At 71.3% G+C, this 14,261-nt stretch carries 9 protein-coding genes and 1 riboswitch; of the genes, 5 read left to right on the forward strand and 4 right to left on the reverse strand.

The features are described 5' to 3' along the window. Positions 1-12 precede the first annotated feature (12 nt). Positions 13-154: riboswitch (adenosylcobalamin (AdoCbl) riboswitch) on the reverse strand. An 83-nt stretch (positions 155-237) separates the two neighbouring features. Further along, on the forward strand, positions 238-1,455 hold the full coding sequence (cbiE, locus tag FHU38_RS20120) for a precorrin-6y C5,15-methyltransferase (decarboxylating) subunit CbiE (protein WP_167173693.1): 1,218 nt from the start codon (positions 238-240) through the stop codon (positions 1,453-1,455). Further along, positions 1,452-2,195 carry a precorrin-4 C(11)-methyltransferase gene (gene cobM / locus FHU38_RS20125; protein ID WP_167173695.1) on the forward strand — a complete coding sequence of 248 codons (744 nt, stop codon included), beginning with the start codon at positions 1,452-1,454 and terminating at the stop codon, positions 2,193-2,195. The genes cbiE and cobM overlap by 4 nt, the downstream gene beginning before the upstream one ends. A gap of 3 nt (positions 2,196-2,198) precedes the next feature. On the opposite strand, the gene FHU38_RS20130 is transcribed toward cobM, so the two are convergent. Then, positions 2,199-3,269: a cobalt-precorrin-5B (C(1))-methyltransferase gene (locus FHU38_RS20130; RefSeq protein ID WP_167173697.1), complete on the reverse strand. Its 1,071-nt coding sequence runs from the start codon at positions 3,267-3,269 to the stop codon at positions 2,199-2,201. A gap of 9 nt (positions 3,270-3,278) precedes the next feature. On the opposite strand from FHU38_RS20130, the gene FHU38_RS20135 reads away from it, so the two are divergent. Both FHU38_RS20135 and FHU38_RS20140 read left to right on the forward strand, forming a co-directional pair. Then, positions 3,279-4,049 carry a cobalt-precorrin-6A reductase gene (locus FHU38_RS20135; RefSeq protein ID WP_313886838.1) on the forward strand — a complete coding sequence of 257 codons (771 nt, stop codon included), beginning with the start codon at positions 3,279-3,281 and terminating at the stop codon, positions 4,047-4,049. A gap of 26 nt (positions 4,050-4,075) precedes the next feature. Beyond that, positions 4,076-7,249, forward strand: a complete 3,174-nt coding sequence (locus FHU38_RS20140; protein ID WP_208415752.1) for an arabinosyltransferase domain-containing protein — start codon at positions 4,076-4,078, stop codon at positions 7,247-7,249. 26 nt (positions 7,250-7,275) lie between these two features. Here the strand turns inward: FHU38_RS20140 and FHU38_RS20145 are convergent, their stop codons facing one another. The 3 genes from FHU38_RS20145 to FHU38_RS20155 are packed head-to-tail and all read right to left on the reverse strand — an operon-like array spanning position 7,276 to position 10,525. Beyond that, positions 7,276-8,787, reverse strand: coding sequence for a precorrin-2 C(20)-methyltransferase (locus tag FHU38_RS20145; protein WP_167173702.1), 1,512 nt, complete (start codon positions 8,785-8,787; stop codon positions 7,276-7,278). Beyond that, a complete protein-coding gene (locus tag FHU38_RS20150) occupies positions 8,784-9,410 on the reverse strand; it encodes a precorrin-8X methylmutase (RefSeq protein WP_167173704.1) in 627 nt (208 codons plus the stop codon). The genes FHU38_RS20145 and FHU38_RS20150 overlap by 4 nt, the downstream gene beginning before the upstream one ends. Next, complete coding sequence (locus FHU38_RS20155; protein WP_167173706.1) at positions 9,407-10,525, reverse strand: precorrin-3B synthase; 1,119 nt, start codon at positions 10,523-10,525, stop codon at positions 9,407-9,409. The genes FHU38_RS20150 and FHU38_RS20155 overlap by 4 nt, the downstream gene beginning before the upstream one ends. 128 nt (positions 10,526-10,653) lie before the next feature. Between FHU38_RS20155 and cobN the strand changes: the two genes are divergently transcribed. Beyond that, positions 10,654-14,226, forward strand: a complete 3,573-nt coding sequence (gene cobN, locus FHU38_RS20160) for a cobaltochelatase subunit CobN (protein ID WP_167173708.1) — start codon at positions 10,654-10,656, stop codon at positions 14,224-14,226. Positions 14,227-14,261: the final 35 nt, after the last annotated feature.

The following is a 14,261-nucleotide window of genomic DNA, read 5'->3' on the forward strand; positions in this document are numbered from 1 at the left end:
TCCTTAGCCACGGGTGGGTGTCCTCGCCCACGTCTCGTCAGCACACCAAGGCGGCCACCGAAGCTCTGACTCCTGACCGATCGGCCAGTCACAGTGGCGGGACCGTCCCGGATTCGCACCGGGTTCCACGACGACCGCGGCCCGATCATCGCACACCCCCCGGCGAAGCGGGGCGGAGGAAAATCACACGGCTCCCGTGCGGGTGCCCGCGAGCGGGCGCGGCTACGGTTCGGGGTCGTGACGATCGCGGTGGTGGGTATCGGGGCCGACGGCTGGCCCGGCCTGCCTCGGGAAGGCAGGTCCGAGGTCGAGTCCTGTGAGGTACTGCTCGGCGGGCGAAGGCAGCTCGATCTCGTGCCGGACGGCGGCTACCGGAAGGTGGCGTGGCCGAGCCCGCTGCTGCCTTCGCTCGACGACGTTCTCGCCGAACACGCGGGCCGCCGGATCTGCGTGCTCGCCAGCGGAGACCCGCTGCTTTCCGGTATCGGCACCACGCTGATGCGCAGGCTCGGCTCGCATCGGCTGCGCATCGTGCCCGGTGTGTCGTCGGTGACGCTGGCGCGGGCGCGGCTGTGCTGGCCAGCCGAGGAGGTGGAGGTGATCAGCGCAGTCGGGCGGTCGCCGCAGGCCGTGATGCGTGTCGCGGGCGACGGTCGCAGGGCGCTCGTGCTCAGCGCCGACGGCTCAACCCCCGCCACGGTGGCGGCACTGCTCACCCACCACGGCTTCGGCGCGAGCAGGCTCACTGTGCTTGAGGAACTCGGCGGGCCCGGCGAGCGGCGGCTGGAGGGCCGCGCGCTGGACTGGCCACATCCGACGTGCGCGGCGTTGAACGTGCTCGGGATCGAGTTCGCGGGCCCGAGGGGGTTGCCGGTACTGCCCGGGTTGCCCGATTCCGCCTTCGAGCACGACGGCCAGCTCACCAAGCGGGACGTGCGGGCGAGCGTGCTGGCGCGGCTGGCGCCGTTGCCTGGCGAGTTGTTGTGGGACGTCGGCGCGGGCTCGGGCAGCGTTGCCGTGGAGTGGGCCCGGGCGCACCCGGCGAACACCGCGATCGCGGTGGAACCGAGGCCACAGCGTGCGGCGCGCATCGCCCGCAACGCCGAGCGGCTCGGCGCGCGGGTGGACGTGGTCACCGGTTCGGCCCCGCAGGCGCTCGCCGGCCTGCGGGCGCCTGACGCGGTGTTCATCGGCGGCGGCATCACCGCACCAGGCGTGCTGCCCGCATGCTGGGACGCGCTTGGCGAAGGCGGAAGGCTGGTCGCCAACGGCGTGACGGTGCAGGCCGAACACGAACTCGCGCGGGCCCACGCCGAGTTGGGCGGCGAGCTGACCAGGCTGGCCGTCGAGCACGCCGCACCGCTCGGCGGCTTCACCGGCTGGACACCCGCGCGCACGGTGACCCAGTGGAGCGTCGTGAAGGAAACCGAGCAAGCCAAGGAGGTCCAGCAGTGACCGTGTACTTCGTCGGCGCGGGACCGGGTTCGGCCGACCTGATCACCGTGCGCGGGCAGCGGCTGCTGGCTCGCTGCGGGGTCTGCCTGTACCCGGGCAGTCTCACCCCCGCCGACCTGCTGGCGCACTGCCCCGCCGGTGCCAGGTTGGTGGACACCGCGCGGCTGACACTCGATGAGATCGTCGAGGAGCTGCTGCGCGGCCACCGTGAGGGGCACGACGTTGTCCGGCTGTGCTCGGGTGATCCCTCCATCTACAGCGCCGTGGCCGAACAGGCACGCAGGCTGGACACGGCAGGCGTGCCCTACGACGTGACGCCAGGCGTGCCCGCGTTCGCCGCGGCCGCCGCCGTGCTCGGCAAGGAACTGACCGTCCCCGAGGTCGGGCAGAGCCTCGTCATCACCAGGGCGCGGGCACGCTCCACGGCCATGCCGCCCGGCGAGGACCTCGCCACGCTGGGCGCGAGCGGCACGACGATGGCGCTGCACCTCGCCGTCAACCGGATCGAGCAGGTGGTGGCCGAACTGCTGCCGCGCTACGGGCCCGACTGCCCTGCGGCGGCGGTCGCGCTGGCCAGCCAGCCCGGCGAAGTCGTGGTGCGCGGCACGCTGGCCGGCATCGCCGATCAGGTACGCGAAGCGGGCATCACCCGCGCCGCCGTGATCTTCGTTGGGCGGGTGCTGGCCGCGGCGGACTTCCCGGACAGCTTCCTGTACTCCGCCACCCGCGAGCGGGCATGAGCGCTACGGCCCGCTACGCCCGACGATGACACCGGCGCGGTCGACCACAACCACGTCCACCTCAACGGCGGCACCCGCCAGCACCTCCAGCGCCGTTCGCCGTGCCCGGCTCGCCACCAGGTCACCCAGCGGCAGGCCGTGCTCACGCGCCAGCTCCAGCGCGTGCAGCGCGGTGTTGGCGCGCTCGATCTGTCCGGCCACGTCGGCGTGCCCCGCGTCGCGCGCCAACCGGGCCAGCAGCCCCAGATCCACCTGTGACCGCTTGGAATGCAGGTCCAGATAGCCCGCGGCGAGTTTGGACAGCTTCGCGAACCCGCCAGCCAGCGAAAGCCTCGGCACCGGGTTGGCGCGCAGGTACTTCAGCACCGCTCCCGCGAAGTCACCCATGTCCAGCAACGCGGTGTCCGGCAGCCCGTACAGCCGCGCCACCGCCCGCTCCGAGGTGTTGCCGACCGCGCCCGCGACATGCCGGTGACCCAGTGCCCTTGCCACGTCCACACCCCGCCGAATGCTGTCGATCCACGCCGAGCACGAGTAGGGCACCACGACACCGGTCGTGCCTAGCACCGAAAGCCCACCGACGATTCCCAGCCTTGGGTTCCACGTGTGCCGCGCCATGCTTTCGCCGTGCGGGATGGAGATCTCCACCACGACGTCGGCCGGCTGACCGTGCCGCTGGGCGACCCGCTCGACCGCCTCGGTCATCAGCTCGCGCGGCACCGGGTTGATCGCGGGCTCACCCACCGGCAACGGAAGCCCCGGCAGCGTGACCGTGCCGACACCCTCGCCCGCACGGAACACCACGCCGCTACCCCGCGGTCCCGGCGAAACCGTGGAAACGATCAGAGCGCCGTGGGTCACATCCGGGTCGTCCCCCGCGTCCTTGACCACGCCCGCGCTCGCCGAGCCGTCCGCCAGCCGTTGCGTGGCCAGCGCGAACGCCGGGCGCCTGCCCTTGGGCAGCAGCACCTCGACCGGGTCGGGGAACTCACCGGTCAGCAGCGCGGTGTAGGCGGCGGTGGTCGCGGCGGTGGCGCAGGCACCGGTCGTCCAGCCGTAACGTAGTTGGGTCACACTCTCACCGTGGCAAGTATCGCCCGGCTCGTCCTGATCCTCGGCGGCACCTCCGAAGCTCGCGCGCTGGCCGCCGCCTTGGTGGCCTCCGGAGTGCGCGTGGTGTCCTCACTGGCGGGCAGGGTGGCCTCGCCGAGACTGCCGGAAGGCGAGGTTCGCGTCGGCGGGTTCGGCGGGCCGAACGGGCTCGCAGGCTGGCTCACCGAGTACGACATCACCGCTGTGGTGGACGCCACACACCCGTTCGCGGAGCGCATCGGTGAGTCCGCGGTGCGAGGTACGGCGCTGGCGGGCGTGCCGCTGCTGCGGCTGGAACGACCCGGTTGGGTGCCCACGCCCGGCGACGACTGGCACTGGGTCGACACGCTGCGCGAGGCCGCCGCCGTGGTGCCGTCCCTCGGCTCCCGCGCCTTCCTGACCAGCGGCCGCCAGGGGCTTTCCGCTTTCGCCCACGCCAGCGGCGTGTGGTTTCTCGCCCGCTGTGTCGATCCGCCTGAGCCGCCGCTGCCGCCCCGGCTCGAGGTGCTGCTGAGCAGAGGGCCCTACCGGGTGGCCGACGAGCTGGCGCTGCTGCGCGAGCACCGGATCGAGGTGCTGGTCACCAAGGACAGTGGTGGTTCGCTGACGAGCGCGAAGCTCACCGCTGCGAGACAACTGCGCGTACCGGTCGTGGTGGTGCGCAGACCCCCTCGCGCCGCGACCGAGTCGGTGACCAGTGTGGACGCAGCAGAGGCCTGGGTGCTCGAACGGGTGAGGGACCATCCCCACGCACGGCCTTGACGCGCTGCCCGCTAGCGTGACGCCCGATGCGATCCGCCACATCACTTAACGCGAAGCCGCCGGATGGGGTAACGGAACGCCCTGTCACGCGCGGAGGTGGGGCAGGGAGACGGACCCCACCGTGGCGGCGGCTCGCTGTCGCCTTCGGACTCCTCGCGGCGGCCTGTGCCGTCGCGTTCCCGTTCCTTCCGGTCGTGCAGGACACCGCGCGCATCACCTGGCCGGTTGGCGAGGACACCACTGCGGTCAACGCACCACTCGCGGGCTACTGGGCGCAGCAACTGACCGTGGACGTGCCGTGCGAGACGGTGCGCTCGCTCGACGAGCGAACCGCGGGAAGAGCACTGATCTTCTCCACCGTGCCACCCGCTCGCCTCGACGGCGGCGCGGGCCTGCAACTGCACGTCGACCAGGGAATGCTCATCGCCTCCAACCGCGGTGAGCAGATCGTGCAACAACCACTGCCCGCTTCCGGTTGCGATGTCCGGTTCTTCTCCGACGCCGTCCGCACCACCCTGACGGTCGCGGGCACCGTCGTCCACAACGAGTCGGGTGACGTGCGACCCCGTGTCATCGGGATCTACTCCGCGATCGAGGCAGGGGCGGACCCCATCGACGGCCTCGACGTGTCCATCACGCCCGACACCCGCTACCAGTCCTCCCCGACGGCATTGAAACTCCTGGTAGGAGCCGTGGGTGTGCTGGCGATGATCGGCTGCCTGATCGCGGTCAACCGCCTCGACACCGGCTTCGCCCGCCGCGCGCCACGCTGGGCGCCCGTCGGCTGGTGGCGGCTCACCGGCCGCGACCTGACGGTGTTCGGCGCACTCGGCGCCTGGGTGTTCATCGGCCCGGTGACCTCCGACGACGGCTACATCCTCACGATGTCGCGCGTTGTGGAGGACGCCGGATACCTCACCAACTACCACCGGTGGTTCGGAGTCGCCGAGGCACCGTTCGGCTGGTTCTACCACGTCTACGAGGCGATGGCGCAGGTCAGCGTCGCGCCACCGTGGATAAGGCTGCCGTCCTTCCTGCTCGGTGTGCTCAGTTGGCTGCTGATCACCAGAGAGGTCATGCCGAGACTGGGCAAGGAGGTCCGCACCAGCCGGGCGGCGGGCTGGGCGGCCGCCACCGTGTTCCTGGTGTGGTGGCTGCCCTTCAACAACGGCGTGCGGCCCGAACCGGTCGCCGCTGTCGGTTCGCTGCTGGCGCTGTGCGCCGTGGAACGCGCCCTGGTGACCCGCAGGCTGCTGCCACTGTGCCTCGGTCTGCTCGCGGCGGCGTTCACGCTGGCCGCGACACCCACCGGGCTGATAGCGGTCGCTCCGTTCCTCGTCGCGGGCAGGCCGCTGTTCCACCTGCTGCGGCAGCGGGCGAGGCAGGGCTGGGCGGCCGTGCTCGCGCCGATCCTGGCCTCCGGCGTTCTCGTGTTGTTCGCGGTGTTCGCCGACCAGACGGCCGCGACGGTGTACGAGGCCTCGCGGCTGCGCAACCAGGTGGGCCCGAGCCTTTCGTGGTTCCAGGAGCTGATGCGCTACCAGTTGCTGTTCAGCCCGACCGCCGACGGCTCGGCCACCCGACGCTTTCCCGTGCTGCTGCTACTGCTTTGTACCGGAGCCTGCCTTGTGGTGCTGCTACGCCGCGGCCGCATCCCGGGTGCCGCGCTTGGGCCGAGCAGGCGCCTGATCGCCACGGTGGTGCTGTTCTTCCTGCTGCTGGCTCTCACACCCACCAAGTGGACCCACCACTTCGGCGCCTTCGCCGCCGTCGGCGCCGCCATGGCGGCGTTGACCGCACTGGCCACCAGCGGATCGGTGCTGCGTTCGAAACGCAACCGCGCCGCGTTCGTTTCGGGTCTGCTCGTTGTCGCGGCACTCGCCGTGACCGGTCCCAACGCCTACTGGTTCGTGTCGAAGATGGGCGTGCCGTGGTACAACATGCCGCCGCAGGTGGCGGGCATTCAGCTTTCGACGCTGCTGCTCGCGGCGGCGGGAGTGGCCGCGGTGATCGCCTTCATCGAGAACATCCGCGCGCAGCGGCCGGGCGCTCCTCCCCCGCTTCCCGAGCGCAGGGGACTGGCGCTGTGGCGTGGTTCGCTCGCGATCGTGGTGGTGTGCGGGCTGGTGGCGCTCGCCGAGTTCGGCAGCATGGTGAAGGCGACCCAGGAGCAATCGGGCACGTACAGCCTCGGCGCGGCCAACATCAAGCACCTCACCGGCTCCAGTTGCGGGCTCGGCGACTACGTGATGGTGGAACGCGATCCGGTTTCCAGCATGCTGGCGCCGGTACCCGCCGCACGGCAACACACCGTCGATCCGCAGGCCCGGCCGGGGCCATTGCCGCAGCCTGCCGACGGCAACCAGGCAATCCAGGCTGGATTCCACGACCAACCGCTGCTTTCCGGTGATCCGCTCGCGGAACCGCCGCACGGGTTCACGCCTAGCAACGTGGCGATGTGGAGCAGCTACAGCGAGACGGTAAACCCCACCGGCAGGTTGCGCACCGAGTGGTACGACCTCGCCGACAGTCCAAGGCAGGGCCAGATCGTGGTGGCCGTCAACTCACCGAGCGCGAAGGCCACCAGCGTGGCGGTGCAGTACGGCGAGCCGACACCGGAGGGCTTCCGGGTGGTCGGCGACTCGGAGGTACTGGCGCCGGGAGCGGGCTCCGACGAGTGGGCCGACGTCCGGCTCGGCCTCGCCGACGCTCCCGAAGGCGCCACCGCCGCCCGCATCGTGGCCGTCGACGACGACCTCACCGAGGACGGCTGGGTCGCCGTCACGGCACCGCGCGTGCCGACGTTCACCACGCTCACCGACAAGGTCGGCGACGCGCCGGTGTACATGGACTGGCCCGCCTCGTTCGTCTACCCGTGCCTGAGGCCGATGAAGATCACCGACGGCATCGCGGAGGTGCCCGCCTACCACCTGACGGCCGGGTCGCTTGCCAGCGAGGCCGACTGGGCGAGCAGCACAACGGGTGGGCCGCTCGGCTATCTGGAGGAGTTGGCGGACCAGCCGGAGGTGCCCAGCTTCCTCAAGGGCGCGCCCGGGCAGCCGTGGGGCACGCTGGAGGAGGTGGACCCCTACACCGACGGCAACCCGCCCCACGTCATCCGTGGCGAGGAGGTACGGTCCGGCTGGTGGTCGCCGGGTCCTGGCCCGCAACAACCCGACGGTTCGGCACCCACTCGCTGAGGTGGTTCAGCCCAGTTCGTAAGCGGTCAGCCCAGTTCGTAGTGCCGTGGTGTCCACACCACGCTCGTGCCGTCGGGCTGCTCACGTACTCGCGTGCGGGAGGACCCGACGATGAGCAGGCACCGCATGTCCACGGTGGCCGGATCGAGTGCCGCGAGCGTGTCAACCCGCACGGCCTCCTCCGGGCCTCCCACGTCGCGTGCCACCACGACAGGGGTTTGCGGATCACGGTGTGCCAACAGCACCTCGCGTGCCGAGGCCAGTTGCGTGGTGCGGCTGCGCGAGGCCGGGTTGTAGATCGCCACGACGAGGTCCGCCTCAGCCGCGGCTGTCAACCTGCGCTCGATGACCTGCCACGGCTTCAACCGGTCCGAAAGCGACAGGACGCAGTAGTCGTGGCCCAGCGGCGCGCCCACACTGGCCGCCGCCGCCTGCGCCGCCGTCACCCCCGGCAGCACCCGGACCGAAACGCCCGCCCAGCGCGGCGACTCGGCCTGCTCCAGCACCGCCGAGGCCATCGCGAACACCCCGGGGTCCCCTGAGGACACCACCGCCACACTCGCGCCGTCGAGCGCGAGGTCCAATGCCTGCGCCGCACGGTCGGCCTCCACCCGGTTTCCCGAGGCATGCCGCCGCTGCCCCGCCCGTTGCGGAACTCTCGCCAGGTAGGGGCCGTACCCCACCAGGTGGTCGGCTCGAGCCAGCGCCTGCTCGGCCTCCGGAGTGGTCCATTCCGGGCCCGATGGCCCGAGCCCGACCACGGTCACCTCGCCGCGTGCTTCGCGGGCGCGTGGTCCTCGCTTCGCGCCCGGCCTGCCACGCGAGGAGGCGGGTACCACCGCGACGGAGAAGTAGGGCACGGTCGCGGGGTCCACCTCGGCGAACGGCTCCACTCGCTGGGTGCTCCAGGTGGCTCGCTCCACGTAACTGGCGTCGTCGAGCCTGCCGGACTCCTCCAGCGCCTGCCGCACCGAGCCGAACGTGCGGCCGAGCTTGAGCACGGCGGCGGCGTCGGTGTCTGCCAGCCGCCGCGCCAACTCCGGCGCCGACAGGGTACCTGGCAGCAGCGTCAGCACCTCGTCGCGCTGCACCAACGGTTTGCCAAGCACCGCCGCCGCGGCGCTCACCGAGGTCACCCCAGGCACCACGTGCGCCTCGTAGCGGTCGGCGAGCCGCTGGTGCATGTACATGTAGGAGCCGTAGAAGAACGGGTCCCCCTCGCACAGCACCACGACGTCGCGCCCCGCGTCGAGGTGTTCCGCGAGCCGCTTGGCGGACAGTTCGTAGAACTCCTCGATGGCGCCCTCGTACCCGCCGGGATGATCGGTGGTCTCGGTGGTCACCGGGTACATCAGCCGCTCTTCGAGCTGACCGTCCCGCAGGTAGGGCTGCGCCACCGAGCGGGCGATGCTGCGGCCGTGCCTGGCGCAGTGGTAGGCGATGACGTCGGCCTCGCCGATGAGGCGGGCAGCGCGGATCGTCAGCAGTTCCGGGTCACCAGGTCCGAGCCCGACGCCGTACAGCCTGCCCGTGCTCACAGCTCCTCCTCGGTCGCGATGGCGTTCACGGCCGCGACGGCCATGGCGCTGCCGCCCCTGCGGCCGCGGACCGCGAGGTAGGGCGCGGGAGCGAGGTCGATGAGCGCCTGCTTGGACTCCATCGCTCCGACGAAGCCCACCGGGGTGCCGATGATCGCCGCAGGCGTGCCGAGTCCCTCGTCGAGCAGTTCGAGCAGCCGAAACAGCGCGGTAGGCGCGTTGCCGATGGCCACGACCGAACCGGGCAGCACGTCGCGCCACAGCTCCAGCGCGGCGGCGGACCTGGTGGTGCCCATGCGCTCGGCCAGGCCGGGCACCCGCTCGTCGGAAAGGGTGCACACCACGTCGTTGCCAGCCGGAAGTCGCCTTCGCGTGATGCCGCTGGCGATCATCTCCGCGTCGCACAGCACCGGCGCACCGTCACGCAGCGCCCGCCTGCCCGCCTCGACCACCTCAAGACTGTAGGCAAGATCGTCGACCAGATCGACCATGCCGCAGGAGTGGATCATTCGCACCGCCACCGTGGCGATGTCGTCGGGCAGGATCGCCAGATCCGCCTCCTCGCGGATCGTGGCGAAGGAGTGCCGGTAGATCTCGGCGCCGTCGCGGATGTAGTCGATCACAGCCGTCCTTTCAGTGCGTCGCCGAGTTCGGCGGTGGGTACGAGGTTCCCTTCGACGCGGTAGCCGCCTGCGTCGGCCAGCACATCGAGGTGCGGTTCACGCGGTTTGCCGCAGCGGCGTTCACAGCCGGAGAAGTGTGCCCTCACGCCGAGGCCCAGCACGGCCGTGGCATCGGCTCGCACGTCGGAGCGCGACTTGGCGCAGCCGGGCGAGCCGATGCACGCGCTCACCCCCAGCGAGGGATCTTGCTGGTCCACCACGAGCCCAAGGTCCGCCAACCGCTGACCGTCCACGCCGGTGACCACCAGCGTGCGCCAGGGGGTGACCACAAGCTCGCCAAGGGACCGCAGCACCGTGGCGCGAAGCTGCCCGAAGGGCACGGCGGCCACCACGGCACGGCCGTGCGCGCCGACCCGCGGCGGGCCGCTCGACGGCAGCCGTGTGGGCTCGACGCGGCGCGCGAGTGGCCGCGCCGAGTCGAGCACGCCGGCCCTGCCGTCGCTGTCGAGTTCGCCGACTCGCCATGCGCGCCCGCGTACGCGCTGGAACGCCAGTGCCAGCTCGACCAGCGCCGAGGCCGCGCGGCACGCGGGCACGCGCAGCCCGGTGTCGGTGCCGTCGAGCAGCAGCGCACCCTCCAGCGGGCTCGTCGCCCGCCAGCACGCGTCGGCGCCCTCGCCCGCGACGTCTCCCCTGCCGTCGTCGGCCGCCAGCAGGAACCGGCCTGGCAACCCGGCCAGCTCGTCGCTGGTTCGCACGGCTTCGTCCAGAGCGACGACCAGTGGGCGGACGTCGGTCAACCCGCCGTGCAGGCCGCTGAGCGGGGAGGCCAACACGTTGCGCACCCGGTCGTGCCCCGCTGAGGGCAGCAGTCCCGCGTGGCTGAGCCGCTCGGCCAACTCCTCGATGTCGCGCACGGCCCGCAACTGCAGGTTGCCCCTGGACGTGAGATGGACGGCACCGTCGCCGAGTTCGTCCGCGCAGTCGGCGAGCACCCGAGCCTGCTCGGCCCGCAACAGCCCACCGGGTAGCCGGACCCTGGCGAGCGGGCCGTCGGCCGCCTCATGGGTGGCGAGCACCCCTGGGCAGGCGTCGGGGCGGGTACGGCTGGGCACGGGCCCACTGTAGGAGCCGCGCCGCGTCCTCGGCGTGCGAGCCTCACCACGCGCACGCCGAGGACGTGGAGATCACCTTGACGGCACGGGGTCACGGACTCGACAGTGAACGGTCAAGGAGGGCTTCCGTGATCTTGCTGCTGTCCACCTCGGACACCGACCTGCTAAGCGCCCGCGCGAGCGGCGCCGACTACCGCATGGCCAACCCCGCTCGGCTCGACCTGTCGGAATTGCCAGGTCTGCTGCGGGGCGCACCGATCGTCGTCGTGCGCATCCTCGGCACCGAACGCACCTGGCCGGAAGGGCTTGCACAGGTGCGCGAAAGCGGCGCGCACGTCGTGGTGCTCGGCGGCGAGCAGTCGCCGGACGCCGAACTGATGGCGCTTTCCACCGTGCCCGCGGGTATCGCCACCGAGGCGCACGCCTACCTGGCACACGGTGGTCCCGAGAACCTCGCGCAACTGCACCAGTTCCTCTCCGACACCCTGCTGCTGACCGGCGACGGGTTCGAACCGCCGGCCGAGCAACCCTCCTGGGGTGTGCTACCACGCCCCGAGCGGGACGGCCCAGTGGTGGCGATCCTGTACTACCGGGCTCATCACCTCGCGGGCAACACCGCCTTCGTGGAAACCCTGGCCGACGAGGTCGAAGCCGAGGGCGGGCGGGCGCTGCCGATCTACTGCGCCTCGCTACGCCGCACCGAACCCGAACTGCTGGACCGGCTACGCGAGGCCGACGTGCTGGTGGTGACCGTCCTCGCGGCGGGCGGCACCCGACCCGCCGAGGCGAGCGCGGGCGGCGACGACGAGTCATGGAGCGTGGCCGAACTCGCCGCACTTGACGTGCCGATGTTGCAGGCACTGTGCCTTACCAGCGACCGGGAGGCCTGGCAGACCAACGACGAGGGGCTTTCCCCGATGGACGCGGGCAACCAGATGGCGGTGCCCGAGTTCGACGGCCGGATCATCACGGTGCCGTTCTCCTTCAAGGAAGTTGACGCCGACGGCCTGCCCCGGTACGTGCCCGACCGGGAACGCGCCGCGCGGGTGGCGGGGATCGCGCTCGCGCACGCGCGGTTGCGGCACACGCCCGCGCGAGACCGTCGCGTCGCGCTGCTGCTGTCGGCCTACCCGACGAAACACTCTCGGGTCGGCAACGCGGTCGGGCTCGATACCCCAGCCTCGGCGGTGCGGTTGCTGCGGCTGATGCGCGAGCGTGGCTACGACCTCGGGCCGGACGCCTTCCCCGGTGTGGAACCCACCGGGACCGACATTCCGGACGGTGACGCGCTCATCCACGCGCTCATCGCCGCGGGCGGGCAGGACCCCGAGTGGCTCACCGAGGAGCAGCTTTCCGGCAACCCGATCCGGGTGCCGCTCGCCCGCTACCGCGAATGGTTCGCGGCGCTGCCCGAACAGCTGCGGGCGGACATGGTCGAGCACTGGGGTGAGCCGCCCGGTGAGCTGTACGTGGACGGCGACGACATCGTGCTCGCCTCGCTGCGGGCGGGCAACGTGGTGCTGATGATCCAGCCGCCGCGCGGCTTCGGGGAGAACCCGGTCGCCATCTACCACAACCCCGACCTGCCACCGAGCCACCACTACCTGGCGGCCTACCGGTGGCTTGAGGAGGAGTTCGGCGCGCACGCCGTGGTGCACCTCGGCAAGCACGGGTCGCTGGAGTGGCTGCCCGGCAAGAACGCCGGGCTTTCCGCTGACTGCGCCCCCGACGCCGTGCTGGGAAACCTGCCGCTGATCTACCCCTTCCTCGTCAACGACCCAGGTGAGGGCGCGCAGGCCAAACGCAGGGCGCACGCCACCATCGTGGATCACCTGGTGCCGCCGATGGCCCGTGCGGAAAGCTACGGCGATCTCGCCAAGCTGGAGCAGTTGCTGGACGAGCACGCCAACATCGCCGCGATGGACCCGGCGAAGCTGCCCGCGATCCGCCAGCAGATCTGGACGCTCATCCAGGCGGCGAAGCTCGACCACGACCTCGGCGTGTCGCAGCGGCCACACGACGCGGAGTTCGACGACTTCCTGCTGCACCTCGACGGCTGGCTGTGCGAGGTCAAGGACGCCCAGATCCGCGACGGGCTTCACATTCTGGGCGAAGCGCCCTTCGGTGAGGCGCGAGTCAACCTCGTGCTGGCGATGCTGCGCGCGCAGCAGGTGTGGGGCGGCACCAGGGGCGCGATACCGGGGTTGCGTACCGCGCTCGGCCTCACCGAGGACTCGCCGATGTCCGAAGTGGACGAGATTGAGCGGCGGGCACGCGAGCTGGTCGAGGCCATGGAGGAGCGCGGCTGGGCGAGCGAGGCCGTGGAAACCGTGTGCGAGAACAGGGCAGGCTCGGTGGCCGAGGTCCTGCGGTTCGCGGCCACCGAGATCGTGCCCCGGCTCGCGGGAACGGGTGCGGAGTTGGAAGCGGTGTTGCACGCGCTCGACGGCGGTTACGTGCCTGCCGGGCCAAGCGGCTCACCGCTGCGCGGCCTGGTGAACGTGTTGCCCACAGGGCGCAACTTCTACACCGTCGACCCGAAGGCGGTGCCGAGCAGGCTCGCGTGGGAGACCGGTCAGGCGCTGGCCGACTCGCTGCTGCGCCGCTACCGCGCCGAGACGGGTGAGTGGCCGCGCTCGGTGGGCCTTTCGGTGTGGGGCACCTCCGCGATGCGCACCTCCGGCGACGACGCCGCCGAAGTGCTCGCGCTGCTCGGGGTGCAGCCGGTGTGGGACGAGGCTTCGCGCCGTGTCGTCGGGATCGAGCCGATCCCGCTAGCCGAACTCGGCAGGCCGAGGGTGGACGTGACCGTTCGCATCAGCGGTTTCTTCCGCGACGCCTTCCCGCACGTGATCGACCTGCTTGACGACGCGGTGCGGCTGGTGGCCGGTCTGGACGAGCCGGAGCGGGACAACTTCGTAGCCGCACACGTGAACGCCGATGTCGCCGCCCACGGCGACCGGCGGCACGCCACCGCGAGGATCTTCGGGTCGAAGCCCGGTGCCTACGGCGCGGGCCTGCTGCCCTTGATCGACTCTGGCAACTGGCGTGACGACTCCGACCTCGCCGAGGTCTACGCCGTGTGGGGTGGCTACGCCTACGGCAGGGGTCTGGACGGCGCGCCTGCCCGCGACGACATGGAGCGCTCCTACCGGCGGATTCAGGTCGCGGCGAAGAACACCGACACCAGGGAACACGACATCGCCGACTCCGACGACTACTTCCAGTACCACGGCGGCATGATCGCGACCGTGCGGGCACTGACGGGTTCCGCGCCCGTCTCCTACGTCGGCGACAGCACGGCCCCGGACGCGGTGCGCACCCGCACGCTGGCCGAAGAGACCGCACGAGTGTTCCGTGCGAGGGTGGTCAACCCGCGCTGGCTGGCCGCGATGCGGCGGCACGGCTACAAGGGCGCGTTCGAGCTCGCGGCCACCGTGGACTACCTGTTCGGCTTCGACGCCACCGCCGGGGTGGTGGGCGACTGGATGTACGAGCGGCTGGCCGAGTCCTACGTGCTGGACAAGCAGAACCAGGACTTCCTCGCGCGGGCCAACCCGTGGGCGCTTCGGGGCATCATCGAGCGGTTGAACGAGGCGGCCGACCGTGGGCTGTGGGAGCAACCGGACCCGGAGCTGCTGGACCGGATGCGTGAGGCCTACCTACGCGTGGAGGGCGATCTGGAAGACGACGGGGCGTGAAACCCGCGAGTCCCCCACTCTCGCCCGCGAGTCCC

Source organism: Saccharomonospora amisosensis (assembly GCF_011761185.1).
GTDB classification, from domain to species: Bacteria; Actinomycetota; Actinomycetes; order Mycobacteriales; family Pseudonocardiaceae; genus Saccharomonospora_A; species Saccharomonospora_A amisosensis.

Bases quoted from the DNA above. Each gene is read 5' to 3' on its own strand.
- FHU38_RS20140 (WP_208415752.1), top strand. From the start codon at position 4,076: ATGCGATCCGCCACATCACTTAACGCGAAGCCGCCGGATGGGGTAACG.